This window comes from Corallincola luteus (genome assembly GCF_004336975.1).
GTDB lineage: Bacteria > Pseudomonadota > Gammaproteobacteria > Enterobacterales > Neiellaceae > Corallincola > Corallincola holothuriorum.
In genome coordinates, this window is sequence record NZ_SJXE01000001.1 from 221597 (window position 1) to 247061 (window position 25465).

General features: G+C 48.7%; 22 protein-coding genes. 10 read left to right on the forward strand and 12 right to left on the reverse strand.

The annotated features are described in order from the left end of the window. Nucleotides 1-88 precede the first annotated feature (88 nt). The 3 genes from EZV61_RS00975 to EZV61_RS00985 all read left to right on the forward strand — a co-directional run bounded on the left by EZV61_RS00975 (nt 89) and on the right by EZV61_RS00985 (nt 3652). Nucleotides 89-649: a hypothetical protein gene (locus EZV61_RS00975; protein WP_130566187.1), complete on the forward strand. Its 561-nt coding sequence runs from the start codon at nt 89-91 to the stop codon at nt 647-649. Between the two features lie 299 nt (nt 650-948). Beyond that, nucleotides 949-2133, forward strand: a complete 1185-nt coding sequence (gene malE, locus EZV61_RS00980; protein WP_114339898.1) for a maltose/maltodextrin ABC transporter substrate-binding protein MalE — start codon at nt 949-951, stop codon at nt 2131-2133. A gap of 88 nt (nt 2134-2221) precedes the next feature. Next, on the forward strand, nt 2222-3652 hold the full coding sequence (locus EZV61_RS00985; RefSeq protein ID WP_165569492.1) for a glycoside hydrolase family 13 protein: 1431 nt from the start codon (nt 2222-2224) through the stop codon (nt 3650-3652). Nucleotides 3653-3745: 93 nt separating this feature from the next. Here EZV61_RS00985 and EZV61_RS00990 read toward each other — a convergent pair whose 3' ends face one another. Beyond that, nucleotides 3746-4558, reverse strand: coding sequence for a carbohydrate-binding protein (locus EZV61_RS00990; protein WP_131414029.1), 813 nt, complete (start codon nt 4556-4558; stop codon nt 3746-3748). Between the two features lie 376 nt (nt 4559-4934). Further along, complete coding sequence (locus tag EZV61_RS00995) at nt 4935-5873, reverse strand: DMT family transporter (RefSeq protein ID WP_131414030.1); 939 nt, start codon at nt 5871-5873, stop codon at nt 4935-4937. Between the two features lie 746 nt (nt 5874-6619). On the opposite strand from EZV61_RS00995, the gene EZV61_RS01000 reads away from it, so the two are divergent. Together EZV61_RS01000 and EZV61_RS01005 are read left to right on the forward strand one after the other, a co-directional pair. After that, nucleotides 6620-8794, forward strand: a complete 2175-nt coding sequence (locus EZV61_RS01000; RefSeq protein WP_131414031.1) for a S46 family peptidase — start codon at nt 6620-6622, stop codon at nt 8792-8794. Nucleotides 8795-8870: 76 nt separating this feature from the next. Continuing rightward, nucleotides 8871-10172 (forward strand): DKNYY domain-containing protein, encoded by a 1302-nt coding sequence (locus EZV61_RS01005; protein WP_131414032.1) that lies wholly within the window; start codon nt 8871-8873, stop codon nt 10170-10172. 318 nt (nt 10173-10490) lie between these two features. On the opposite strand, the gene EZV61_RS01010 is transcribed toward EZV61_RS01005, so the two are convergent. After that, a complete protein-coding gene (locus EZV61_RS01010; RefSeq protein WP_131414033.1) occupies nt 10491-11687 on the reverse strand; it encodes a S8 family peptidase in 1197 nt (398 codons plus the stop codon). Nucleotides 11688-11912: 225 nt separating this feature from the next. On the opposite strand from EZV61_RS01010, the gene EZV61_RS01015 reads away from it, so the two are divergent. After that, nucleotides 11913-13448 (forward strand): glycoside hydrolase family 13 protein, encoded by a 1536-nt coding sequence (locus EZV61_RS01015; RefSeq protein ID WP_205695290.1) that lies wholly within the window; start codon nt 11913-11915, stop codon nt 13446-13448. Here EZV61_RS01015 and EZV61_RS01020 read toward each other — a convergent pair. Continuing rightward, a complete protein-coding gene (locus EZV61_RS01020; RefSeq protein ID WP_131414034.1) occupies nt 13356-14231 on the reverse strand; it encodes a LysR substrate-binding domain-containing protein in 876 nt (291 codons plus the stop codon). The genes EZV61_RS01015 and EZV61_RS01020 overlap by 93 nt on opposite strands. A gap of 51 nt (nt 14232-14282) precedes the next feature. On the opposite strand from EZV61_RS01020, the gene EZV61_RS01025 reads away from it, so the two are divergent. Then, the gene (locus tag EZV61_RS01025) at nt 14283-15395 is read left to right on the forward strand and encodes a TDT family transporter (RefSeq protein WP_205695291.1); all 1113 of its coding nucleotides are present in this window, start codon (nt 14283-14285) and stop codon (nt 15393-15395) included. 211 nt (nt 15396-15606) lie between these two features. On the opposite strand, the gene EZV61_RS01030 is transcribed toward EZV61_RS01025, so the two are convergent. Continuing rightward, on the reverse strand, nt 15607-16179 hold the full coding sequence (locus EZV61_RS01030; protein ID WP_131414035.1) for a DUF922 domain-containing protein: 573 nt from the start codon (nt 16177-16179) through the stop codon (nt 15607-15609). Nucleotides 16180-16351: 172 nt separating this feature from the next. Between EZV61_RS01030 and epmA the strand changes: the two genes are divergently transcribed. After that, nucleotides 16352-17314, forward strand: coding sequence for an elongation factor P--(R)-beta-lysine ligase (gene epmA / locus EZV61_RS01035; RefSeq protein ID WP_131414036.1), 963 nt, complete (start codon nt 16352-16354; stop codon nt 17312-17314). Nucleotides 17315-17408: 94 nt separating this feature from the next. Further along, nucleotides 17409-17993 (forward strand): hypothetical protein, encoded by a 585-nt coding sequence (locus EZV61_RS01040; RefSeq protein ID WP_131414037.1) that lies wholly within the window; start codon nt 17409-17411, stop codon nt 17991-17993. Between the two features lie 52 nt (nt 17994-18045). Here the strand turns inward: EZV61_RS01040 and EZV61_RS01045 are convergent, their stop codons facing one another. From EZV61_RS01045 to EZV61_RS01065, 5 genes are all read right to left on the reverse strand, one after another. Next, nucleotides 18046-18594: a DUF6436 domain-containing protein gene (locus tag EZV61_RS01045; protein ID WP_131414038.1), complete on the reverse strand. Its 549-nt coding sequence runs from the start codon at nt 18592-18594 to the stop codon at nt 18046-18048. Between the two features lie 49 nt (nt 18595-18643). Further along, nucleotides 18644-20155, reverse strand: a complete 1512-nt coding sequence (locus EZV61_RS01050) for a methyl-accepting chemotaxis protein (RefSeq protein WP_131414039.1) — start codon at nt 20153-20155, stop codon at nt 18644-18646. Nucleotides 20156-20567: 412 nt separating this feature from the next. Then, a complete protein-coding gene (locus EZV61_RS01055; protein ID WP_131414040.1) occupies nt 20568-20960 on the reverse strand; it encodes a GlcG/HbpS family heme-binding protein in 393 nt (130 codons plus the stop codon). A 17-nt stretch (nt 20961-20977) separates the two neighbouring features. Continuing rightward, entirely contained in the window at nt 20978-21949 is a 972-nt protein-coding gene (locus tag EZV61_RS01060) for an aldo/keto reductase (RefSeq protein ID WP_165569493.1), read from the reverse strand. A 169-nt stretch (nt 21950-22118) separates the two neighbouring features. Then, the gene (locus EZV61_RS01065; RefSeq protein WP_114336878.1) at nt 22119-22310 is read right to left on the reverse strand and encodes a hypothetical protein; all 192 of its coding nucleotides are present in this window, start codon (nt 22308-22310) and stop codon (nt 22119-22121) included. Between the two features lie 176 nt (nt 22311-22486). Here EZV61_RS01065 and EZV61_RS01070 point away from each other — a divergent pair, with 176 nt between their 5' ends. Further along, on the forward strand, nt 22487-23395 hold the full coding sequence (locus tag EZV61_RS01070; RefSeq protein WP_131414042.1) for a LysR family transcriptional regulator: 909 nt from the start codon (nt 22487-22489) through the stop codon (nt 23393-23395). An 85-nt stretch (nt 23396-23480) separates the two neighbouring features. On the opposite strand, the gene EZV61_RS01075 is transcribed toward EZV61_RS01070, so the two are convergent. Together EZV61_RS01075 and EZV61_RS01080 are read right to left on the reverse strand one after the other, a co-directional pair. Next, complete coding sequence (locus EZV61_RS01075; RefSeq protein ID WP_131414043.1) at nt 23481-24647, reverse strand: DUF3179 domain-containing (seleno)protein; 1167 nt, start codon at nt 24645-24647, stop codon at nt 23481-23483. A gap of 200 nt (nt 24648-24847) precedes the next feature. Then, entirely contained in the window at nt 24848-25405 is a 558-nt protein-coding gene (locus tag EZV61_RS01080; protein WP_130566202.1) for a PhnA domain-containing protein, read from the reverse strand. Nucleotides 25406-25465 lie beyond the last annotated feature (60 nt).

Consider the following 25465-nt stretch of genomic DNA (forward strand, 5'->3'; position numbering starts at 1 on the left):
AATGTTTTACAAAAGTATGATTTGATAGCAATTCGCTAGAATCTTGATCAGCTACACTAAAGACGATGACGCCATAAGGACAAACACTATGTGTAGGAAAAAGCACCTGGGATGGTGCGCGCTGTTGTTCGGGGGGATGTTGATGGCAGAGGTTGCCGCGGCGGAGGTGCCCCCGATGAAATCTGAACAGATAACACAGTGGTTAGCTGCCGCTCCGGCGGTTTATCAGTGGAGCAGGGAGCACCCAGAAACGGCATCAGCTCATCAAATTACTGATATCACCCAGTTATCAGAAGTGTTTAGCCAACGAGTGAGGGCGTCAGGCAAAGATTCCGAAGCGTTAAGTCAATTATTGTCCAAGCACGGTTTCAATAACTATGATGAGTGGTCGCAGATGTTTGAGCGACTGATGTTGGCGGTTAGTGCCCTAAATATGCGAGCCAAGAATATTGGTCCGTCGTTACGCGACGCGATGACACAGTTGGCTAACGATCAAGATATAGATGAAGAAACCCGCGATCGCTTGCTGCAAGAGTATGCTGCAGTGATGAAAACCATCGAGGTGCTGGAAACGGTACCGGATGAAGATATTAATGCGGTGGCGCCGTTCGAGCCGCAGATCCGTGCATGGCTGGATTCAGCTAGATAGCTCTAGGTTTGGATTTAGGGCTGAACGCGCTATTCATCGTTGATTGTGCTTTCTTGGCAAATCATTGATGCCTGTTTTTTTCCGTTCTTTAATTGGGCGAAGTAGTTATGCCCTGCTCCTTGCTCGACATTAGCGGCCAAGGATCGCCCTCGTGGCGACCTATTCTTATTTTAGCATTGCTGCAAATAACTTTAATGCGAATGTGATCCAGATCTTTCGCTGCCATGTTACCGGTTGCAATGTGGCGATGGCTGACGGATTCTTGGCCAATTGGAATTGATGGAGTGGGACAAATAATAATGATAAAAAAAATAGGGAAGCCCTTTACGCTGGCCGCATTGCTATGTGGTGTTCTCGGTCAACCTGCTAACGCTGGCATGGTAGAGGGCGAGATCACTATCTGGATCGGCAAAGGTGCTGAGCAGATGAAGCAGATCGCCGCTCAGTTCAGTGCTGATACCGGCGTGGTGGTAAATGTTGAGAGCCCTGTCGATTCCACGAAACAGTTTGAAATTCAGGCCGGTGCAGGTGATGGCCCTGATATCTATTTTTGGCCCCACGATCGCATGGGTGATTGGGCTCGTGGCGGCTTGATTAGCGAAATTAAGCCATCTCCGGAACTGCGTGCTTCAGCCATTGACTATGCCTGGGACGCCGTGACTGTCGATGGGCGCGTCTATGGTTATCCCATTGCGATTGAAGCGATCAGCCTTATTTACAACAAAGCACTTATCGATACGCCGCCCGCTTCGTTTGAGGAGATGTTCGCACTTGATAAGAAGCTCATGGCAGAGAAAGGTGTCAACGCTATTTTATGGGATTACAACAACACCTATTACACCTGGCCTTTGTTGGCCGCTAATGGCGGTTATGTGTTTGCCCGTAAGGACAGTGGGTATGATGTCAAAGATACCGGGGTGAACAAACCGGGCGCTAAGGTGGGGGCCAAGCTGTTAAAGCGGATGCTGGATGAGGGCTTGATGCCACGCAATAGTGACTACTCCATCATGGAGATGAAGTTTAAGAAGCAAGAGATCGCTATGATGCTCAATGGTCCTTGGTATTGGGACGATCTGCAGAAAGAGGGGATCGACTTTGGGGTGACACCTTTGCCAACGGTGGATGGACATCCGGCCAAGCCATTTGTTGGGGTATGGGCTGCGATGATTAATTTGGCTTCGCCTAATGCGTTGTTAGTAAAAGAATTGCTGAACAATTATCTGATGACGGAAGAGAACCAGCGTTTGCTTTATACCAGCGGCGAGCTGGGCGCGATGGCAAATAAAAACTTGCAGAAAGAGCTAGAAAAAGATCCCATGGTGCAGGCTGTTTATGCCAGTGCTGCAATGGGTGAGCCGATGCCGAATGCAGCAGCGATGGGACGCTTTTGGTCATCGATGGGCACCATTATTTCTAATATCACTACCGGACGTCAGCAAGTGGATAAAGCGCTGGATACTGCGGCGAAACGCATTATTCGCTAATCTGAAGATGGTAATGCTAACGTAAATAGTAAGAGAGGCCGGCCACTGTGCCGGCTTTTTTGACTCAGGCACAAGGAATTCAACACACATGAGCGAACAAGCGATAGGCCCTGACTGGGTAAAAGAAGCGGTGTTTTATCAGATCTTTCCAGACCGCTTTGCCCGTGGCAAAGAGATCTCTCATAGCCCAGGGTTAGTGTTTAAACCTTGGGGGGCAGATCCGGCAGAGCAGGGCTTTCAAGGGGGCGACCTTTACGGTGTCATCGATAAGCTGGACTACTTGAAATCACTGGGTGTTACCGCTATCTATTTGTGTCCTATTTTTGCCAGTGCCTGTAATCACAGGTACCACACATTTGATTACATGCAGGTAGATCCGCTGTTAGGGGGTAACGACGCCCTACGCAAATTGCTGGACGAAGCCCATGACCGTGATATGAAAGTGGTACTGGACGGTGTGTTTAATCACGCCAGCCGCGGGTTTTGGGCGTTCCATCATATCTTGGAGAATGGTGGTGATTCGCCTTATATCGACTGGTTTAAAGTACAGGATTGGCCACTTCGCCCGTACAGTAGTGATGAAGATAATCCACCAAACTACGATGCTTGGTGGAATTTGCCTGCATTGCCGAAGTTTAATCACCAAAATCCAGGTTGGCGTGCACACATCTTCGATGTCGCAGAATACTGGCTGAAGTTTGGTATCGATGGCTGGCGTCTCGATGTGCCAAGAGAGATCGAAGACGATGATTTTTGGCGTGAGTTCCGTACTCGTTGTAAGGCGGTGAACCCTGACGCCTATATTTGTGGTGAGATCTGGATGAAAGCTCAGCGTTGGCTGCAGGGCGATATGTTTGACGCCACCATGAACTACATTCAAGCCTGCGCCACACTCAGCTATATCGGCGCCGACAGTTGGAATGGTTACCGTCGTAACAATCTGGAAGTGTCCCCGATGGGCGCCGACAGCTTTGTTGAAGTGATGGAAGATATGTATGCCAGCTATGCTTGGGGCATCAACAAGATGCAGCTTAACCTGCTTGGTAGCCATGATATGGCTCGGCCTTTGTGGATCATGGGTGAAGACAAAAAGGCGATGAAACTGGCTTTGCTAACCATGTTTGCTACGCCGGGGGCACCTTGTATTTACTATGGTGACGAGATCGGTATGTCAGCCGGTGACGATCCTTATTGTCGTGAAGGTTACCCGTGGGATGAGCCGGAAAAACAAGATAGAGCGTTATTCCAGTTTATTGCGCAACTTGCGGAAGTGAGAAAAGGCTCGGCGACGCTGTGTCATGGTGAAATTCAGTTCCTTTCGCCACAACAGAATTGTGTGTTGTTTACCCGGAAATATCAGGGTGACACCCTGTTGGTGGCACTCAATCCAAATCAGCAAGCGGTGTCGTTAACGTTGCCGAAGGATGGGGAACTGCTTTTCCAACTGGGCGACAAGATCTCGATTGCGACAACTACGCTCTGTTTGAGTGCGCAATCTGCCGCCATTGTTAAGCTGTAAAGCGGTTTCTAGTTAACTGGATTAACATGTTTAGTTATTGAAAAGCACCGGTCGTTTGCCGGTGCTTTTTATTTGGAGAACGAGGATTGCTATTTACTGCACGGGAACTTGGTAGTTATTACCGAAGTTGTTATCCCAATAGGTTTCACCGTTCACAGTATAGGAAATGGCGTAATCAACTTGCGTGGCTGAACTGTCTTGGGCTTCATCGCCTCGGGTTGTGAATGCCCAGTATTCTGTGCCGTAATCGTTAGGATAATGGATACTGGCATAGCCTAAGTAGCGCTGTGCTTGAAATACTGCGTCACCAACATAAGTAGTCGCCCAGTTATCATAGGAGTAGTGGATCTTCACCTCTTTGGCATAGCCTAGGTTTTGCAGGAAGAGGCTGACTCTAAAGCTGCCAGGTACCTTGGTTTCTTGACCGTTGTAGTTGTACACCGAAGGCTTGGATGCGACGGAAAAGTCTGCATAAACTGGCGTCGTGATTTGCTCACCCTCACCGACAAACAAGCGATAGTTCTGGCCATCGTTGTTATCCCAGTAGGTGGTGCCATCGACTTCATATTTGATGACATATTCCAGTTCCAATGGCTCTTTCTTTTCATATGGGCTGCTGGTAACACGCTCCCAGCCGGCTTGCCAGAGTTCTTGGCTATTATCGATTGAACCTGCAAAAACTGCTGGGCGGTCATACCATATGCCATCGCTATCACGGTAGTGGATAGAGACTTTCTTATCAAAGGCAAGATTGTCCACACGGATATCGAAACTGAATGACTGCCAGTTGTATCCGTAGCGGCTGTGAAGGATGGATGAGCCTTTGATAAGGTCAACCGGGGCGGCAAATAATGCCGAGGTTGAAGAGATGAACAGAAGGGCGATGCTAACGACTAATTTTTTCATATATCACTCCGTAACTATATGATTAAAAACTAAAAAACAAAACATGCAAACTTTTGTCTCTGCGTTTGCAGTTGTAACTCTGCGTGTGATTTGTGTCAAGCAAATGTTATTTTTGTGATCTGTTTCGCGTTAGCTAAGGCCAATCATGTCGTCACTATCTTTTAAGACAAATCCTACCTGTATTTTGTACCTGAACAGCTGCATGATCCGGCCAGTGATGAACTGCAGTAGGCAAGAGGAGAGTGATCTCTTTATGTTAGCGATATCTAAATGTTGGGTGCTGAAATGGTGTTCAGATTGTCTGCTACTGCCAACCAGCTGTAGTCGCTGAGCGAGCGACTGCAGCTGGTTGGATTCGTTGTTTGCTTAGCAGGGCTTAGTGTTTACTTTTCGTCACAGCCATAAAGGTGATAGGGACAACGACCATGGCTGTACCTAGCAGGTGCCAGATGGTGAAAGGTTCACCGAGTATCAGCACTGCTGCAATCGCGGTGCACACCGGCCCCAAAGAGCCTGTCACTGACGTCTTATCAGGCCCCACCAAGCGTATTGCATCGCTAAACATAAATGACGGTAATACGGTACAGAACAGAGCGATGATCAGCCCGTAACCGTAGACCGGTAGTGGCTGTTGCGTGATCACCAATAAGTTTGGCTGACTGAAGAGATAGTGCAGCAATATGCCGATACTTGCTGCCACCATGGCGACGATGGTGAATGCAGCACTACTGACTTTGTTGATCAGTGGTTTACTGAACACCATGTAGAAGGCAAATATGACCGCGCTGGTGGCGACTAATCCTGTGCCCAGCAGGATATGCTGGCCTTGCTGCTTCAGATCATGACCGACCATGACAGCGACGCCCGCCCAGGTGATGGGTAAGATCCAAAACATCTGTCGCGTTGGACGTTGTTTCATCCACCACCAGCTGAGCAAAACGGTGAAGGTTGGATAGGCAAATAGGACTAAGCGCTCCAACTGTGCGGGCACGTACTCTAAGCCCCACAGATCAAAGAAGCTGGCACCGTAGTAGCCCAGCAAACCAATACCGGCAATAGGTATTCCGTGCCGTTTTAGCAGCTGGCTGCTAAGCCAGCCCTGATGCCAGCCCCAAGCTCCCAACGCCAGATATACCGGCAGTGAAAACAACATACGTAAGCTCATCAGGGTGACGCTGTCGACCTGATATTGATAAGCCAGCTTGATGAAGATGCCTTTGGCTGAAAATAGTGCCGTCGCGAAAGCGGCAAGCAAGATGCCTTTCGTCCTATCCTGGGTGGTGTTGTCTGGTAATGCTATGGGTGAGGTGGTCATCGCGCAGTTCCTTGTTGCGGCTGGGAAATGGACTGCGGAACTGGCGTTATTGACTGCGGGTTCCGCAGTCAATGGTGTTTTCAATCAGAACACGCGTGACTGCATCGGCTCTGCTAGGAGGAGCCAATGGTTGACGCTGAGCATGACTGATACGTTTGGCATGGGTGACCTATTAAATTGCTGAGCCTTTAAATTATGGTACTCACTGTCTGATGTAAAGTGAAAAGTCAGTTGGGCGAACCAGTGAAAAGAGAGGGGTCGCTATAGGGGCAAAAAAAATGGGCGACTATTAAGTCGCCCGAAAGAAAGATTCCCGTTAACCTTACAAGCAACCTACCTGCTTATAAGATGACCTCTCGCCACTATGGAGGAGTCGATGCTCCGAACAACCACCCAGCGTAACGAAAGATGGTAGATCAGCTGTCATATGGGAGCGTGACAACAGACCAACCACGATGATCGTAGCAATAACGACCATCACATAAGTGATGCTGACTACCTTGCCTCACTCATTGAATAGCAGTTTATGATCGCTTTACCTTTTTGTAAATAAAAATCATTATCATTCGCATGTTTGAGATCAAGTAATTTGTAACTAAGGGTGTCTAAAGGCGGAGTTCAATTAATTCCCGCTTGCCAAAAGAGAGCATGAGATCGAAACTGCTCCAGATCCAAACGATCGAATATAAAACAACAAGCGGCAAAATAAGCTGCAAAAATAGATAAATACTCTCCAGGAAGAAATAATGACACTCTCAAAACGCACTTTTTTAGGCGCTGCTATTGTCAGTATGGCGGCGTTCTCTGCGATTGCTGATGAAGGTATGTGGCAACCTCACCAGCTGCCGCGACTCGCTGATACGTTGACCAAGCGAGGCTTGGAAATTGCTCCGGAAAAACTCAGTAGTTTGACCGAATTCCCGATGAATGCGGTGATCAGCCTTGGCGGCTGTACCGCGTCGTTCGTCTCTCCTAAGGGCTTAGTGGTCACTAATCACCACTGTGCGTATGGCAGTATTCAGTTTAACTCCACCCCGGATCAGAACTATCTGGAAGATGGCTTTTTGGCTAAGCAGCTGGATCAGGAGCTGCCTGCGGCACCTGGTTCTCGAGTGTATGTCACAGAGTCAGTGACAGAGGTGACCGACCAGGTACTGGCATCTGTTACCAGTAAAATGAATGGTGAACAACGTTATCAGGCGATTGAAGCGAAACGTAAAACGTTAGTTGCGGAGTGTGAGCAAGCCGCAGGCTATCGTTGTGATGTCGCCAGCTTCCACCATGGTTTAGAGTACTTTTTGACCAAGAAGTTGGAGATCCGTGATGTTCGTCTGGTACACGCCCCGGCCATGAGTGTGGGCAAGTACGGTGGTGACATTGACAACTGGATGTGGCCACGTCATACCGGAGATTACTCTTTCTATCGTGCCTATGTTGGGCCTGATGGGCAGCCAGCAGATTTCAGTAAAGACAACGTCCCTTATGAGCCGAAGAGCTTCTTGAAAGTGTCGGCGAAAGGCGTCGAAAAGGGCGATTTAGTGATGGTGGCTGGCTATCCGGGTCGTACCAATCGTTATCGTACCGCTGATGAAGTGCAAAATCAGTTTGAGTGGGCCTACCCTAACGGCCGTATTATGCGTGAAGCGTTGATCGACCTGATTAAGGTGACTGCAGAAGAGGGCTCTGATGCCCGTATCAAGTATGAGTCTACCCTTGCCAGTTTGGCTAACTACGCTAAAAACTTTCAGTCGATGGTGGAAAGCTACCATCACAGTGATTTTCTTAAGCGTAAGCAAAAGTTAGAAAAAGATCTCAACGCTTGGATCAAGGCTGATAAAAGCCGCCAGAAGCAGTATGGCAAGGCCGTCTCGTCGTTAGCCGAGCTGGTCGATCAATCGCAAAGTACCCAGGCTCGCGATCTGGTGTTCTACTACATGTACTACGCGCAGGCACCGCAGATGGCGAAGAAACTCTATCGTCTGGCGAATGAAAAACAGAAGCCTGATGCTGAGCGTGAGCCCGGCTATCAAGATCGCGATATGACACGCTTTAAAGCGTCTCTGGCACGAATGGATCGCCGCTTCGCCCCAGAAGTGGATAAAGCGCTACTGATGTTCCTGCTTCAGGAATACGCCAAACTACCAAAAGAGCAACGCCTGCCCACTATCGACAACTTTTTCGGTATTACTGACAAGCTGGATAGCAAGGCGTTGAGCGCTCATCTGGATAAGCTTTATGCCAGCACCAAGATCGGTGATGCGGCGATGCGGCAGCAATGGATGGAAACCGATTTAGACGCACTGAATAAAGTGGACGACCCGTTTATTAAGTTTGCCCGTAGCACTTACCAAGAGCGGATGATGCTGGAAAAAGCCGACAAAGCACTGACTGGCGAGTTCCAGCAATGGCGTCCGCAATACATGGCAGCACTGATCGCGTTTGCCAAGAGCAAAGGTCAGCCGATCTATGCCGATGCCAACAGCACCCTGCGTGTTAGTCATGGTCAGGTGAAAGGTAATTCACCGCAAGATGGCTTAGTTAATCTGCCATTCACCCGTCTGGAAGGCATTGCTGGTAAAGACACCGGCGTTGAACCATTCAATGCACCTGCAAAACAGCTGCAGCTGATCACCAGCAAAAAGTACGGTGATTATCTGTTGCCATCATTAGGGTCGGTGCCAGTGAACTTCCTGTCTACCGTAGACACCACGGGGGGGAACTCTGGCTCGCCAACGCTCAATGGCCGTGCTGAACTGGTCGGTTTACTGTTTGATGGGGTGTATGAAAGCATTATCGGTGATTGGGACTTCAACGATGACCTCAATCGCTCCATCCACGTCGATACGCGCTATATGTTGTGGGTGATGAAATATGTGGATGGTGCCGACAATCTGATCGAAGAGATGGATATCGTCGAGTAGAGGTGACAAAATCTCAGCTAAAAGAGCCTCTCCTGAGGCTCTTTTAATTTTATGTATTTTCAAGGATGAACACGATATGAAATGGTTCCTGACTTTGGGTGCGGCAGTCGTCGCTTTTCCTGTCATTGTCTTTGCTTTCTTTTACCTCGTGCCTCGGATTGGTTATTCCGCCATAGATAAAGGAGTCAGTGAACAATATTACGCCAAAAAGGGAGAGGTGTTTTTTGTCCGGATGGGTAATTTCTTTCAATTGGGCGCCAATAAGATAGAAGGTGCTGATTTGGAAAGCTTCACGGTACTTAGTGAAGACTATGCAAAAGATAGTCGCCGAGCGTATTGGAAAGGCGAGCCGATCGATGACGCTAATCCTGATTCATTTTCAGTTATTTCGATGGCGGATATCAGTCATCAGGAGACTTACTTCGCAAAGGACAATGAGCACGTCTATTCCTATGGCCAACTTTTAGTTGGCGCTAATCCTGCCAGCTTCTCTCTGATTAATACGATATATGCTCACGATGAGCGAAATGTCTTCTATTTTGACCAGATGATCGCGTTATTTTCAGCCGACTATAGAACGTTTACGGGTGAAGAATCTGATAGATACCTAGCTATCCGTGATGAGGTGTTTTGTGATGGCGAAGTACTAAAAGGGGCGAGTCCTAATGAGTTTGAACTCTTAGTTGATGGTTACTCTAAAGATCATCGGTATGTTTTTTACAGAGGCGACGCGCTCAACAATGCCCATGCTCCGTCATTTCAGATCTTGAATCACGCGGTTCAGTTCGATCAAAATGGCGTCTTGTATAACGATGAATACTTGCCGTTTGGCGATGTCGCGTCTGTAAAAGACGTGGATGGTTATTTTTGGAAAGATAAAGACGGCGTCTACTATTTGGGGAGCAGGTTAGTCGGGCTTGCACCAGAGAAAATGACGCGCCACCTAGCCAAAGAGTTGCAGAGTTATCAGTATATTGAGTTGAGCTTAGATGCTTTTAATTCTCGATATGTTAAGCGCAGTGATGTGACGCCTTTAAATGACAGTTATTTTATTTTTGAAGGGCGTATCTACTTCGGCTTGCGGTCGATAGAGGGAAGTGACGCCAATGACTATCAACTGCTCGGCCATAATAGCTATGGTCAACATTTGCTTTCAAATAACACCATCTTCTTTGGTGAAAAGCCAATCATCGGTGCCGATATCCCCACGTTTAAGGTGATAGAGAAAGGCTATTCGCTTGATGCCAACCACGTGTATTGGCAAACACATAAGATCTATGGCGTTCATCCTGATCAGTTTGTCTACTCTGAATTCCTCGAGCTGGAAGAGGATGATCAAGGCCGATATCACTACCCTCAAAATGACTCTCGTTTCTAAAGTTACTTACGCTTCCAGCTGAAAGCCTGTGCCGGGGATTAGAGATATTGGTTGATTGAGAAAAGCGCGATTGACGTTTGCCCACGTCAAGTGCCGAGCTTTAACACTTCGATCTATCGATGAGCCGTTACAGGTGATGTTTCGGAAGAAACCGATTCATATACTGGCTGATATAGATGTAATTGCATTAATAGTTCAAAGGAGTGGCGGTAGTTATCGCCAAGAAGCCGCGGTCAGAGACGGCACTGCAAGATTGCAGTGCCGTCCCCAGCCGTTTGGTATGTTATACACGGTATAAGGGAGGCTTGGAACTAGGCTCTAGTCATTGCCATAGTAAAGATCCAGCCACTCAATAAAGGCGTAAGCGTCCAAGATACCTGCACCAAATCCACCTGCCGGTAATTCTACCGGGAACGGTTTCGCGCTCTGAGTTAATCCTAGCTCTGCCACTTCATGAGTTAGTTGTGGGTATTTCTGTTTTCCAAAAGCTACTGCGGATGCTACCGATGGGGCGGAATAACTTGTTCCGTGGGCGTACTTGTAGCTCTGATTTTCGTCTGCCAATAGTTGGTTGCCGCCAAAGCCTGAGATATCTACGCTGTTACCATAACTACTAAAATCGGAAGGTCTACCATCTATCTCCACTGAGGCAACTAAGATAATGTTTTGACAGCCTTGAAAGGTGGCGGAGGCATCATTTCCTGTGCTAACGGTGATAATACCGCCAGCGTTGACGTAGGTGTCTATTTCGTCTTGTAGCCAGAGCCGGTCATTGCGACTGCATTGCACGCCACCGTAACTGATATTAAGCACCATGGCATTCTCATCGATCAGATATTGCGCCCAGCCGGGCTGAGTATAATCTATTCGATACAGTTGCGCGTTGCTCACCAACCCCGCAACCCCTTCGCCGTTATTTTGTAGCGCGACCATCAACGAGCCGACTAGATTGCCATGATAATGTTCGACGTCTTGAGCTGGATACGTACCTGCTAGCTCAGGAAGGTCAGGATGTGGAAAGTAGCCTATTTCGCTCATGGCAATATTAATCGGAGTCTCTTCAGCAATAAGCCCGTCAATATAGGCAGAGTTAACACGGGGAGCTGCGTAGTTTCTGTCATCCCAGAAATCCTGGTTGGGAACATCGGGATCGGTAAAGTAAAAAACATAGTCCGTGTCTATGACAGAAAGGTGGAAGGTTTGGCTGTAGCTGTCGGTGCCGTTGTTGGCGGTGACAGTAATGGTTTCAAATGTATCGTTGTCTACTTCATAAGCTGACCAAATGATCTGCTTGTTGACTGTATCAATAGTGCCTTTATCTGCGGTTATCGTTACGTTGGCATCAACTAATTGGTCAAATTGGTAGTTAATGATGAAGGTTTCTCTTTCGCCGACACTGTTAGCCTCGGCATTTAGGCTAAAAGCAACCGGGGAGCTATCTGAACTACCTCCTCCGCATGCTGTGACGAGAAAAAGAGAGCAAATTGTTAATGGGGCAAGTGAAAGATACTTCATGCCAGTTTCCTTGGCTTGTTCTTGAAAGAGGACTCTAAACTATTGAATAGAACCTGCTGTTACAATGACAGCCTTCAAGGCCTTACAATTAATAACATTTAGTTCCTACTTTCTTACGGTTAGCTGCTCAATTCGTGAATCAGGTTTGAGATATGAATAGCTATCTCTGGCTTTATGGGAGTAATGTAAATCATTAGAGAGCACTGAGCTTATAGAGGGCTAAGAATGCAGATGAAAACTCCTGATTGGGTAAAGCACGCGGTGTTCTATCAGATCTACCCTGATCGCTTTGCTCGTGGTGCGGGTATGGTTCATGAACGCGGTTTGCGTTTTCAGCCATGGGGAGCGGATCCGGCGGAGCAGGGCTACCAGGGCGGTGATCTCTACGGTGTGATAGATAAGCTGGATTACCTGAAGACCCTCGGCGTTAATGCCCTCTACCTTAACCCTATTTTTAGCTCAGCCTCGAACCATAGATACCATACCTTTGATTACCTGCAGGTCGATCCCTTATTAGGGGGCAACGATGCATTACGGGCACTGTTGGAGCAAGCGCATCATCGCGGTATTAAGGTGATACTGGATGGGGTGTTTAATCACGCCAGCCGTGGATTTTGGGCGTTTCACCATATTTTGGAAAACGGTGGGGATTCGCCATATGTCGATTGGTTTATGATAAATGATTGGCCACTTCGCCCCTATCATAGTGACGAAACCCAACCGCCAAACTATGAAGCTTGGTGGAACCTCCCCGCACTACCCAAGTTTAATATTAAGAATCCCGGGGTTCGGGATTATCTGTTGAAGGTCGCACGTTTTTGGCTCGAATTTGGTATCGATGGTTGGCGTTTAGATGTGCCAGAAGAGATTGATGATGTGCCGTTCTGGCAGGCGTTTCGGCGTGTAGTCAAAGAGGTGAATCCGCAAGCCTATATTTGTGGCGAGATATGGGGACACGCAGGTGATTGGCTACAGGGAGATCGTTTTGACGCCACCATGAACTATACCTTTGCCTGGTCGGCAATGAGCTTTATCGGTGCGGCCAGCTTGCGCCGTGACTATATCAAAGAGCATATGCCCCTGACCCCGCTTAGTGTAAGTGAATACCGCCAGGTAGTTGAACGGATGCTGAGTTGGTACTCCGATGAGGTGAATCAGGCGCAATTAAATCTGTTAGACAGTCATGATACCGCCCGCGCCCTTTGGATTATGGGGGAAGATAAACCCTCGCTGGCGTTGTGTGTGCTGCTGCAGATGACGATGCCGGGCGCACCCTGTATCTATTATGGCGATGAGGTGGGAGTTTCCGGCGCCGATGATCCCTATTGCCGCGAAGCGTATCCTTGGCATGAACCGGCGTTGCAGGATCATGCATTGCTGACCACTTATCAGTCGTTAACCCGGCTGCGTCACGCGCATCCCGTATTGCGCCTTGGTAGCGTCAGCTTCATCGAAGCCGATAATCCTGAGTTATTGATTTTTAAACGTGAGTTGGGCGCCGACAAGGCCTTGGTGGTGGTTAATCGTACGCGAGAGTTACAGACCGTGAATCTGCCCGCGGCCGAATACCAGAACTATATGCAGGAGTGGCCTGCAACCCATAGCTCTGGCGCTATCGGCAATCAACGGCGGCTGACCCTCGCACCGCAACAGGGTGTCGTTTTGGTGTTAGCTCCCCATCTGTTCGATGAAACACTTTACCCTGGGCTGACAAAGGTTGCTGCTGAGGGCAATAAAATTAAAGGGGCGGGAGAGCATTAACTCAGGTAAAGAGAGTTCAACCAATTGCTTGGCTGCCAAAGATTCCTGTACCAGCGTTCGGGATACGCAGCTGAGATAGTCGCCACTCTCTAGCAAAGCGAGTAGGGACTTTGGGTGATTGATGCTCATGGCGACGGTTGGGGTTAAGCCATGCCGGGCCATCTGCTGCTCAAAAATGGCGCGGGTGCCGGAGCCGCTTTCTCTTAGCAGCCACTGCTGTTGATTGAGTTGTGCCATGGTCAGAGTTTGGTTTGCCAGCGGGTGCTGGCTTGCTGCCACAATGACCAGCTCATCGGTTTGCCATTGTCTTGGGTTTAACTCAGGATCCCGACATTCAGCTTCAATCAGACCGATGCTTAACTTGCCCTCTTTGACATGCTGCATCACCTCACGGCTGTTGCTGACCTCCAGCTTCAATGACACCTGAGGGTACCTGCTGTGATAACGCTGCAGTAACTGCGGCAGTCGATGTTCGGCAATGGTTTGGCTGGCACCGATGGCCAATACTCCAGCCATTTCGTCGAGCTGCGCTAACCCTTCCGATAATGCTTCGGCCTCTTGAATAAGGTGATGGGCACGGGGGATCAGCCACTGACCTCGAGCATTGAGTTGTAAGCGTTTACCTATACGGCTAAACAGCGGTCCCTCTAAGTGTATTTCCAGCTCGCGCAAGGCGGCACTGGCTGCCGCTTGGGTGATAAAGCATTGCTCTGCTGCAGCGCGTACGGTGCCTATCTCAGCGATTGCAGTAAATACTTGCAGCTGTCTAAGGGTGTATTTCATACAAGTAAAACCTATCAACTTATAATTATTAATAGATTTTAATGTATTTTGATGCCGCCTACACTGTCAACGTTACTTTCTGTCGGAGTGTCGGTCATGGTATCGATGACTAAATCAGCACATGGGGCTCAACCGGTTAGCTTAGCGGTGCCAATACTGGAGCAGCACTCATCCCTTGAAACTCGTTCCGGGGGCTTTGTTTACCAGCTGGCTCGCATCCCAGCACCTACGGGAGGCGTCTCTCTGGCTAGTTTCAGCTTAGCGTCGGCATTGGCCTTGGCAGAAAGTCAGCAGCTACTTCTCCCCGGCTTGGCTGGGTTCTTCGTACCGCTATTGTTAGCGTTGGGTGGCTTCTGGTTACTGCCGCTGCTAAGCAAATATCTGTTACAACCCCGCTTATTGCTCAATGAACTGGCGCATCCCGTATTAGGCAGTGTATTACCCACCGCGGCGATGGCGATGATGGTGGCGGCCAGTTGGTTAGTGCAGCTGGACACTGCTGCCGCCCAGCAGGCCGGCGTCGTGCTTTGGTCTGGCGCCGTGGCGCTGCACGCCGTTTTGTTGATCGGTTTCTGTGGTCGTCAGTGGCGCCTGTTTAGTTTGGACCGCATGGTACCCAGCTGGTTTGTGCCGCCGATTGGCATTGTGGTGGCCTGTGTCACCGCACCAGCGATGGGGTTGGAACTGGTGGCACAACCACTGTTCTGGTTTGGTTTAGTGGCTTATGGAATTAAGTTGCCAGTGATGCTCTATCGCTTACTGTTTGTAGAGCGAATTCCAGAAAGTGCGTTATGTACATTTGCCATCATGGGGGCGCCTGCGAGTTTATTGCTGGCTGGTTATTTGAGCTGTTTTGATACGCCGAATCATCTGTTAGTGCTGCTGTTGGCACCTATTGCCTTATCTATGACGGCTTTGGTCTATTTGGCGTTGATTAAGCTGCTACAACTGCCTTTTAGCCCAGGTTATGCCGCCTTTACTTTTCCTTTAGTGATTGGTGCCACGGCACAGCTACTGTTAAGCCAGTGGGCACAGCAAAATGGTATGGCCGAGTTAGCAGAGCTCACCGCGATAGCAGGTTTAGGAGAGTTGGTTGTGGCCGCAGTGATGGTGTTGTATGTGAGTGGTCACTATATTTCTGCGCTTTTTAAATCAGCCTTTTAAAGGCCGTTTTGAGTGATTCTATCGAGCGCTTGGAACCGAATGATCGGGCTCAGGACTTGGTCTGGCCATCGCCCGAGAAGTGATATCCACTATCGGAGGCACCATTGACGCTAAGTGCTCTGTTGGGGAGCTTATCTGTGATCTGTCGGTTTAGCCCCTGTAGTTAAGTGGGCAGAAGCTATCAATTAGCCAATCGCCTGTGGCGACGCCATTAGTGCAAGCTTGCACCTTGTGATTTCCCATGATCGGTAGCTATGTCATATTGCCGACTCTTTTCATTGTGTAGGTCAAGGATCGCTTGTGCTTTGCTATTCAGTTTACTATTTATTCCTTCACATTTTCCCGGGAGGGAGATTCGGTTAAGCGTAGTTTCAATCTCTTGTGCTGCGGCAATAGCATAGTCACCATGACCATATTCGTGCTCTAGCAGCGCATCGTAGTAGGCTAAATATTTTTCTCTCAGCGATTTGTTTAGAGGGAGTGTCACCGCCTCTGGCATGGTGTAAGTTAGCTCTACGGTCGTATTGACCTTGGTTACTTTGCAGCTCCCATTTTTTTGTTTCCAGCGATATTTCCACTTCACATTCCAGTGGGCGTGGCCTCGATACTTTTTGCCGTTTGTAATAATTGGCGACGCTTTTGAAAGAATGGAACCGATCTCTTGCAGATCCGAAACTTGCTCCAGAAACACAGGGTAATAATCGAATGTTCGACTAACTTGTGGACTTGCGTGAGATGTCAAAGTGGTAAAGGCGAGTATAAGAATCGATAGTTTAAAAGGCATCCATGTCACCTGCTATTGAACGGTCATCATTGGGTAAAATACCGATATCATTTACTTTTATGAAGGTCTCCATGGTACCCGCTAGTAAATGACTCGAATAGAATTTGGCTGGCAGCCATCATAAGGCTTTGCTATAAACCTCGCATCAATTTCTTACTTTAGAAATCTTTATATGTGGCAGCCAACAGCAAGCATTGATGCACTCCGAACCCGCGCTACGCTTCTTTCTAAGATCAGAGTTTTTTTTGCTGAGCGTGGTGTGTGGGAGGTCGATACCCCCGCGCTGTCCCATGCTGCTACCACGGATCTGCATCTGCACAGTTTTGCAACGGAGTTTGTTGGGCCTGGTGCGGCTCAAGGTGTACCACTTTACTTGATGACCTCACCTGAGTTTCATATGAAGCGGTTGCTCAGTGCCGGTAGCGGTGCGATTTACCAAATCTGTAAAGCGTTTCGTAATGAAGAAGCGGGACGCTTTCACAATCCAGAGTTTTCGATTCTGGAGTGGTATCGCCCTAATTTTGATCATCATGCATTGATGGACGAGATGGACCAGCTACTGCAACAGGTATTGGGGTGTCAGATGGCCGAGCGGCTGACGTACGCTGAAGCGTTCTTCCTGGTGTTTGCGTGTGACCCGCTAACCGCGTCGATGGATGAACTGCGGCGTTTGGCTCCTGAGTCTTTACGGGACATAGCTGAACAGGAGCAGGACAAGGATACCTTGCTGCAACTGTTGTTTGCGGAGTGCGTGGAACCGGTGATTGGGCAGAATGATTCGCCCTGTTTTATCTACCATTTTCCTGCCAGCCAAGCTGCACTCGCACGGATCTCAGTGGAAGATCCTCGCGTTGCCGAACGTTTTGAGGTCTATTTTAAAGGGATCGAACTGGCCAATGGCTTCCATGAACTGGCTGATGCCAATGAACAGCGACGCCGTTTTCAAGCCGATAACCAGAAACGCTTACGTCATGGCTTACCACAACGCCCGATCGACAATCGTCTGATAGATGGGTTGGCCGCGGGTTTCCCCGATTGCGCAGGTGTGGCGTTGGGTATCGACCGCTTGGTGATGTTGGCAATCGAGGCTAAAAGTATTGAAAATATCATCGCATTTCCTGTCCATCATGCGTAAATGCTGTCTAGGTTTGGTTCTTAGTTTTTGAAATGTAATAAGATATTGTTAATAGATAATTATTAGAAAGAACACACGAGCATAAGGAATTGCAATGAAATTTTTCGTTATTGGCTTTGTTCTACTTCTAACCGCATGTGCTACAACACCAGAGTTTCCGTCCGCTGGAAGTGGATGGGTGTATGAGATCCTTGGTGCGAGAGTAAAATCCCCAATTCAAGAGGGATGGATGCTTACTTCAGAAAATAAGACTCAAGTTGTGTTTGCTCGTTTGGGCAATGCAAATTTGGCGGCAACGGCGATAATCTCAACATCGGTTTTCCAGCCAGGTGAATTTGAGTCTAGCCATGCCTTTTTGGAGTATTTACGTATAGAAAAGGCAAAGAACGATAATGAGAAACGTTTTACCACGCTCTATGTGAATACAAGCTTTCGTGAGTATAAAGGGGCTGAATGCATGAGTTATGACGGAATGTCAGAAGATCATGCCAGCGAAAGCCCATCTAAACAGCCATTTCAGTTTTTCAGTGTTGTTGGATTGGTGTGTCAGCATCCTTTGTATCCAACCATAGCGATTCAGTTTGAATCGTCTTATCGCTCTGATTCTAAGGAGAAGCCAGAGTGGTTGATGATGACATGGGAGAAGTTTCTTAGTGGTGCTGAGTTTGCTGACTCATAGCTATAAATCTTTATCATTTAAGAAATGACCCTTCGACATTCATTAGTCAGACTTATATCTGACTAGGACAATAACAACCTAACACTTCCATCGGCATCACCGCCGGATGGGGCGTGGCGATCTGTTTGAGGATACTTTCCACCAGGCTGTTGCGGCTGCTGCACAGTAGGCCAGCAGAGTAAGGGCCAAAGTAGCGTAATTGTCCCGTACTATCGAGCAGCAGGGTTGCTGGTGTCGCCGGTATCCAACGGGCTAGCACAGGGTGCTGCTCTAATGACAGCGTGATATTCCTTACGTTGAGCTCGGTGGCTTGTTTTTGTAGCTGTTTGATATGGCGACTGGCGCGGGGCCGGCAGTCGCAACCCTGTTGGGTGAAATGCACCATCACGGCTCCGTCCTGTTCACTTGCTATGGGGAGATGCTGTCTTAGGGTTGCAGTGAATGTTGCCGGTGATTCAGTGAGCGGACGCACGCGGTCGTGCTGATCAAAAAGAATCAGCGGGGCAAATTGGGTGTACCAAAATGCCCAAGCGGTAAACCCTATCCAGACCACGAATAGGGTAAAGCTTGCTAGATGTTTTCTACTGACGATCTGTTTCAACGGGCCAATATTTCGAATAAGGGGCTATTTGAACTAGCCCCATATTGAGTTAATTGCGCTGTTCGAGATGGAAGCTGACCAGCGCATCTTTCAAACTGTTAGATAGTTTCTCTAACTCCTTAGCGCGGTTAGCAGCCCCTTCGCTGATGGTCGCTTCCTCTTCTGTTACGTCCCTCACTTCTGAGGCCGCAGCGGCGATCTCTGCGCTGGCACCTTGCTGTTCATCAATCGCCGAGGTCATCAAGCGGGTCAGTTCCAGTGCTTCTGTCAATTGGATACGGGTTTGTTCAAATGCCGATTCAGACTGGTTGGCCGCTTCAACACTCCCACCCGCTTTGCTTAAACAAGCTGTCATCGCGTCGACAGAGGCGCTGCTGCCTTGTTGTAGGGAATCGATGATCCCTTTAATCTCTTCTGTCGACTCCTGTGTCCGTGAGGCTAGTGAACGCACTTCATCGGCAACGACGGCGAAACCGCGTCCCTGCTCACCAGCGCGAGCTGCTTCAATCGCTGCATTGAGGGCGAGTAAATTGGTTTGCTCGGCGATAGCTTGAATAACATTGAGGGCGGCACTGATGCTTTCGCAGGAAGCGGCTAATTCGGTCACCGTGCTGCTCGTGTTTTGCAGCAACTGCTCCAGGTCAGTAACCATAACTCGAGTTTCATTAATCGTGCTTTGGCCATCGTTGATCTGGCCGTTGGCATTGTCCATGGCGCCCATCACTTGCTGTGCCATCTCTGCCTCTTGTACGACGGAGTGAGACATCTGCTCGGTTGCTGCGGCTATCTGCTCCACGCGGCCGCGCTTGGTATTGACGATGCGGTTTAGATCTTCACTGGCGCGATTCATGCCGCTGGAGGCACCTTGCAGTGTGGTGTTTGAGTGGTCTATCTGTAATAGCAGTTGAGACATCCTTGCCAGCATCTCATTGAACTGTTTCAGCAGAGGGATATCTTCATTCTGGCAGCGCGCCATCAGATCCAGTGAATTAGGATCTCGGGTGATCTGTTTGGTTATTTCAGCTAATTCAGTGCCCATTACCCCTTCAGCGAAAGAACGTTTGGCAATGATGATGAGTAGGGCTGCTTCGACGACGACAAAGGCGGCGTGGATCAACATGTAACCGAAGGTATTATGCCCCTCTTCAAATGCCCAAACTCCGGCACCACTGTTTTGCAGCATTAGAAAGCTGATGTGATGCAATGCAATAACTACGGCCGCAGCCAGAATACATTTCCAGTCGCGGTACATGATCAGTAGAGCTAACAACACAAAAATAGAGAAATGCATCTCTATCAGCCCTTCTACCTGATGGATGTGCAATGCTGCAAATACCATGAGGGCGACCCCCACAGCGATCCGCGCCAGGGCAGAATCTTGAGCAGACTTCATCAATAGGATAGGGATGATCATCGCCGGTGTACCGATCAGGATCGCAGCGAGCCAGCTACCACCTGAGATCGCCAGGATCAGTGCCAGGGCAAATAGTGCCACTAGAATGATCTGCATCAGTTGATCGGCTTGGCGGCGGAATGGAAGCGTGGGTTCTGACATAGACATAGGTTTCCAATTGGCTAAATGGCTTTTCGCGGCTGCTTTAGTTATCGGCCAAGCCAGAGAATGGTTTAGTGGCTTTGCCCCGGCATCGTGCCTTGTTCAGCGTAGCGTTAATTCAGATGCAGCGGCATCCCGGCTAGGAGCATCTAAATCCTTGATGTAAGGCTAAACAACTTTTTGTTAAATAATAGGAAACATGCCACATTTTGGATCATCGTTCCGGCCGATGGTGAGTGGTTTTGTGGTGTAAATCACCAATGGGTTGCCCGTGTGCTTGAGGGATCAAATACGAGGAAGTTGTGGTGCTAGTGAGTGGGCGTGGTTAGCGCTGAAGCTGCGCAGGAAAAGTGGGCGCAAAAAGAGGCGACACTTGGCCGCCTCTGCGCGTGAATAGGGAAAAGTCTGAACAAACTATTTAAAGGGCGTCGATAGCTGCTTGACCTAAAGCGGCATCATCCTGTTCACTCATACCGCTGATGCCGATGGCACCCACCACCTGTCCGTCCACATAGATGGGAACACCACCACCGATACCGGTGAAACGAGCGTCACTCCAATAGCCCATATCTTTGCCTGTTTCTTGCGCCCATTGCGCCAAATTCGCGCTAGGTTGACGATCCCTCGCTGAGGTATAGGCTTTGTTTTGTGCCAGAACCGCGGCATGAAACGCCACCCCGTCCATACGGGCGAAACTGACCAGTTCACCATGGGCATCGACGATGGCCGCAGCAATAACCACGCCTTTGGCTGTGGCTAATTCGAGCGCTTTATTGAGTAATGTTTGAGCGTGAGAAAAACTGATATCCATGTTCATTCCTGTGTTGCTTAAGGTAGCTCTTGGCCACGGGTGGTAACGAAAAGCTTGTACCAGTCTTCGCGACTGAGTTGCACCTGGGTTGCCATCGCACAGGCGCGAAGACGGCCTTCGTGGGTGGTACCCAATACCGGTTGGATAGTCGCGGGATGCTGCATCAACCAAGCCAGAACAATAGCTTCTGCGCTGGTTTGATAGCCGTGAGCCATCTCTCTGACCAATCTTGCGGTGGCGTGTACATGGGGTGGTTGGCCACCAAGGTTGCGGCCACTGAATAACCCTTGTGCTAAACAACCCCACGATTGCAATTGAATGTCGTTCTGCTTGCAGTAATCCGTCAGGCCAGCGGTATAACCCACATTAGCGCTATCGCCAGTGCCTACTAGCACACCATCTTCAACAAAATCCGCTTGGCTCAAACTGAGGGGTAATTGGTTGATCACCAATGGCTGCTTAATCTGAGACTGTAGCAGCGAGATCTGGTGTTGGTTCATATTGGATACACCAAAGTGGCGCACTTTACCCGCGCTTTGCAAGCGGTCAAATGCCTCCGCAATCAGTTCGGGTTGCATCAGTGGATCCGGGCGATGCAACAGCAATGTATCCAGATAATCGGTGCCTAACCGGCTGAGAATATTGTTTACACTCTCTTCAATCCACTCAGGGGATAGGTCATAACGTTTCGGACCATGGGCATCTTCAAAGCGGATCCCACATTTGGATTGCAAGATGATCTGTTCACGCAGCTCTGGACGGGCTTTAAGCACTTCGCCAAATACCTGTTCAGCTTTACCCATGGTGTAGATATCAGCGTGATCAAAATAGTTTATCCCGCACTCCAGTGCGGTATTGACGGCTTGATGGGCCAGATCGATATCTTGTTGACTATAGGGGGCGTTATCCCAGCTACCGCCCAGTCCCATACAGCCATATATCAGTCGGCTGGCTTTAGGTAGGTGGTTTTGTATAGGTGTCTTATTCATGGTCACTCCTGTTCGGACTGGGCTAATCCTAAATCGGTCAGCAAAGCGTGCCAAGTACTAAAGAACGAAAAGCTCGAACTATAGTTCGAGCTTTTCGTTTAGCTTTCATCGATAGAATGTTTGCCTACAGTGGCAGGGGGCTACCGTTGTCGGCATCCATCGATCCGCGTCAGTAGTAGATGTCATCGCTGTTATGTACCTGCGGGTCATTAATGACTTCGTCGAAGCGTACGACAAACTCATGATCATCTACATAGTCAGCCATCAACAACAGATGATGCTCCTTATCGATGCTGCGTATCCGGCCATCGCCTTTTTTTGTTGCGCAGAAATTGCCCAACTTGGCTTTTGAAACATCCATAAGAGTGCTCCAATATGAGGTCGGCCATCCGGTTAAGTATAGTTGAAGATGCGCGCTATGAAGGAACGGCCTGTTGCAGGGGGGATAGGTCGGAGGGGTGAAACTGTAAACTGTTTTCATCCGTCGATAACTCTCTGTTAGGCTTAGTGTTCGAGCATTTACATCGTGAATGAGCTATGGATCTGTCTAAGTTCGACCTGAATTTATTAAAATGCCTAATGGTGTTGCTGCAAGAGAAGAACACCAGTAAAGCGGCAGAAAGATTAGGCGTTAGCCAGCCCGCAGTGAGCCGTTCATTGGCGAAAATACGGACACATTTTGATGACCCTCTGTTCGTGAAGCAGGCGCGAGGACTGGGGTTAACTGACAGAGCGGTAGAGTTGGCAGAACAACTGCCTGACGTATTGGCTAAGCTTGAAAGCTGCTTGGCAGGTCAGGAATTTGAGCCATCCCAACTGACCGGAAAACTGCGTCTGGCGATCAATAACTATCTCTCCGAAAGTCATGGTTTTGCTATTTGCCAAGCATTGTTGTCTGCAGCCCCCAATATAGAATTAGAGCTACATAACTACAGTCCATCCACGCAGATCCAATTGGTTCGCCAAACCATCGATGCGGCCATCAGCTTTTATCCGTTAGAAGTGTCGAAAGAGATACGTCAGACTAAGATAACAAGCACCCCGGTAGGGGCCTTCTGTCAATTGAACCATCCTATACAAGGACAGGTATTTACCGCAGATGATCTGCTGCGCTATCCCATAGCGGGGTTAATTCTGTCTGAGTTCAATGAGCAAGGCATGCAGATAGAAAAGCTCCTTAAACCTGGTCAGCATCTGAAGCCCAAATTCAGAAGCCAGCAACTAAGTACCATACTCGATTATACGGCTTCATCTGACGCCTTGTGTATTGCGCCCCGAAGTAGTTACACCACGCAGATGCAGACACGTTTTCGTTTTGTTGAGCTCAGTCATCAAGAAAAAGGCATCGATATGCCGGTGGTTTTGCTCTATCACAACAGTCAGCACCGGACTAAGAAGTATCAATGGTTAACACAAGTGATCAGTTCGCTATTTCAGGATGTGTGAGCTTTACCAACTTAGTCTATTTGTGCCGAGAACCAAAAATGGCGCCTTTCGGCGCCAAGCTAGAGCATGTTGGGTGTCTCAGTCGTTAGTTCATCACTTCTGTGTTGGGGAACCAGTGCGACCAGACCATCCAAAATATACCGTTGAGCATAGGGATTTGTTCTAGTCGACCAAGTGCCGTGTTGCCGTGAATATCGATGGTGCCAAGACTGTCGACAGAGACTGTTTGACTGTCGATTGTTCGGCTGAATAAATTGGTGATACTGCGCTGCTCGTCGTACACCAGTACCATGGGTTGTCCCTCAAACTCGAACTCATAGGTAGGCTGACTCTTGACGAAATCCAAGGTGAAAGCGATCTCTTTTTTGTCGCCACGGTAGCCCCACACCTGCTCTTTAAAGCCAACACGTTCATCTTTCATATCCAGCGTGGGGAAAATCGGGCCATGCTCTTCACTGAATTGGTTTTTCATGGGTTGTTCAAAGAGTGTGAGCAAGAAGTCGTCGAGCGCGCGGTCAAAGCCATAAATAAATACCGTACCATGCGGGTAGAATTCTTTAAAATCGGCCCAGGTCATCATGGTGTTGGGATGCTCTACGGGACTTGTTTTACCAAACTCTGAAGTCATGGTGACTTGCTGAATGAGGTCGCCACTCTGACGGTCCACCATAACTAGGTTGTTATTGGTTTGGATTAAAATACCTATGTCGGACTCACCTTGACCGAGATCTTGCTCAATAACCACGGGTAGATTGCTTAGCGCACAGAACGTCATGGTGACCTCTTTACCGCCGATGTTGTCACCGGCAATGTGAGGTATTTCAAGATGCTTGCGCGGGAAGCCGCGTACGTCACCGTTGATCTCTACTGCGTAGACAATGTCTTCGTCATTTATTATCACATCAGCCTCAATAACGCTTACGTAGTTAGCCGTATGCTGATAGGAAGGGAAGAAAGCGGCGAGTAGGAAATTAGCCGCGATGATACAGACTAATACGCCACTGGTGGCCATCGTCATCCAGAACTTGGTCCACATTTTGTAGCGACAATGTAGGCGCCATAGGTATCCCATCATGGCCAGATTTAAGCCGATGAACCACCAACGGTATTGATAGTAGGTGACAATCCATTCTCGTGGCAGATTTAAACTTTGTCCTGGCTCAGTCATTAAGACCGCGCTAAATATTGAAAATGCCGCGGTGACGAAGGCGACGATGCGAAACCAAATGCGTTGTGTTTTGGCTGTGTTCATAGGTCGTATCCCCCTTGAAATTGATATCGCAAGATATTAGGGGGAGAGGGGGGCTTGAGACAGCCACTGCAGCGACTATCTGGTATACCAAATATGGTATGTCTTGTGGTGAAAAAGCTGCTTAGTTAGCTAGACGACCTACTTCCATGCTTAAAAAAGCACCTGAATGGTGCTTTTTTATCAACAACTATGCTGTTGGGTTATTTCTTCCGGCAGTAAGCGGCAATCAGGTACATCGATTGACCATTGGCCTTGCCAGAGATAAGCGTTGGATCATCTGCCAAGCTGATACCGCGCACCATGGTGCCTTGTTTAATCACCTGTGAAGAGCCTTTTACCGGAAGGTCTTTAATCACTGTCACGTTGTCACCTTTTTTCAGTTCGGTGCCATTCACGTCGAGTGTTTTTTCTACCTCTATTAGGCCGGCATCAGCCCACTTTTTTGTATCTTCTTCTAGATACATCATCTCTAGCAGGTCTTGCGCCCAACCTTCACCAGCGAGGCGATGTAACATGCGGTAGGCCATCACTTGTACTGCCGGTACTTGGCTCCACATGCTGTCATTAAGGCAGCGCCAGTGATTCATATCTAACGTGTCACCGTTGATTTCATCGCGGCATTTGATACAAGCGGCTACTGTGCTGGCATCACCGATCTGATCGCTACCACTGACCTCCTGTGCCGCCAGATCATTTTCTGCACCACACAGTTCACATTTGTCGCCGCTACGTTGGCTCAGGGTCTTGCTCAAAGACATCGGATTAACCTTCTTTCAAATTTGCTGCGGCAAGTATACCTATTCAGCATCATCTTCGCC

Bases quoted from the DNA above. Each gene is read 5' to 3' on its own strand.
- EZV61_RS00975 (WP_130566187.1), top strand. From the start codon at position 89: ATGTGTAGGAAAAAGCACCTGGGATGGTGCGCGCTGTTGTTCGGGGGG.
- malE (WP_114339898.1), top strand. From the start codon at position 949: ATGATAAAAAAAATAGGGAAGCCCTTTACGCTGGCCGCATTGCTATGT.
- EZV61_RS00985 (WP_165569492.1), top strand. From the start codon at position 2,222: ATGAGCGAACAAGCGATAGGCCCTGACTGGGTAAAAGAAGCGGTGTTT.
- EZV61_RS00990 (WP_131414029.1), bottom strand. From the start codon at position 4,558: ATGAAAAAATTAGTCGTTAGCATCGCCCTTCTGTTCATCTCTTCAACC.
- EZV61_RS00995 (WP_131414030.1), bottom strand. From the start codon at position 5,873: ATGACCACCTCACCCATAGCATTACCAGACAACACCACCCAGGATAGG.
- EZV61_RS01000 (WP_131414031.1), top strand. From the start codon at position 6,620: ATGACACTCTCAAAACGCACTTTTTTAGGCGCTGCTATTGTCAGTATG.
- EZV61_RS01005 (WP_131414032.1), top strand. From the start codon at position 8,871: ATGAAATGGTTCCTGACTTTGGGTGCGGCAGTCGTCGCTTTTCCTGTC.
- EZV61_RS01010 (WP_131414033.1), bottom strand. From the start codon at position 11,687: ATGAAGTATCTTTCACTTGCCCCATTAACAATTTGCTCTCTTTTTCTC.
- EZV61_RS01015 (WP_205695290.1), top strand. From the start codon at position 11,913: ATGCAGATGAAAACTCCTGATTGGGTAAAGCACGCGGTGTTCTATCAG.
- EZV61_RS01020 (WP_131414034.1), bottom strand. From the start codon at position 14,231: ATGAAATACACCCTTAGACAGCTGCAAGTATTTACTGCAATCGCTGAG.
- EZV61_RS01025 (WP_205695291.1), top strand. From the start codon at position 14,283: ATGCCGCCTACACTGTCAACGTTACTTTCTGTCGGAGTGTCGGTCATG.
- EZV61_RS01030 (WP_131414035.1), bottom strand. From the start codon at position 16,179: ATGCCTTTTAAACTATCGATTCTTATACTCGCCTTTACCACTTTGACA.
- epmA (WP_131414036.1), top strand. From the start codon at position 16,352: ATGTGGCAGCCAACAGCAAGCATTGATGCACTCCGAACCCGCGCTACG.
- EZV61_RS01040 (WP_131414037.1), top strand. From the start codon at position 17,409: ATGAAATTTTTCGTTATTGGCTTTGTTCTACTTCTAACCGCATGTGCT.
- EZV61_RS01050 (WP_131414039.1), bottom strand. From the start codon at position 20,155: ATGTCTATGTCAGAACCCACGCTTCCATTCCGCCGCCAAGCCGATCAA.
- EZV61_RS01055 (WP_131414040.1), bottom strand. From the start codon at position 20,960: ATGGATATCAGTTTTTCTCACGCTCAAACATTACTCAATAAAGCGCTC.
- EZV61_RS01060 (WP_165569493.1), bottom strand. From the start codon at position 21,949: ATGAATAAGACACCTATACAAAACCACCTACCTAAAGCCAGCCGACTG.
- EZV61_RS01065 (WP_114336878.1), bottom strand. From the start codon at position 22,310: ATGGATGTTTCAAAAGCCAAGTTGGGCAATTTCTGCGCAACAAAAAAA.
- EZV61_RS01070 (WP_131414042.1), top strand. From the start codon at position 22,487: ATGGATCTGTCTAAGTTCGACCTGAATTTATTAAAATGCCTAATGGTG.
- EZV61_RS01075 (WP_131414043.1), bottom strand. From the start codon at position 24,647: ATGAACACAGCCAAAACACAACGCATTTGGTTTCGCATCGTCGCCTTC.
- EZV61_RS01080 (WP_130566202.1), bottom strand. From the start codon at position 25,405: ATGTCTTTGAGCAAGACCCTGAGCCAACGTAGCGGCGACAAATGTGAA.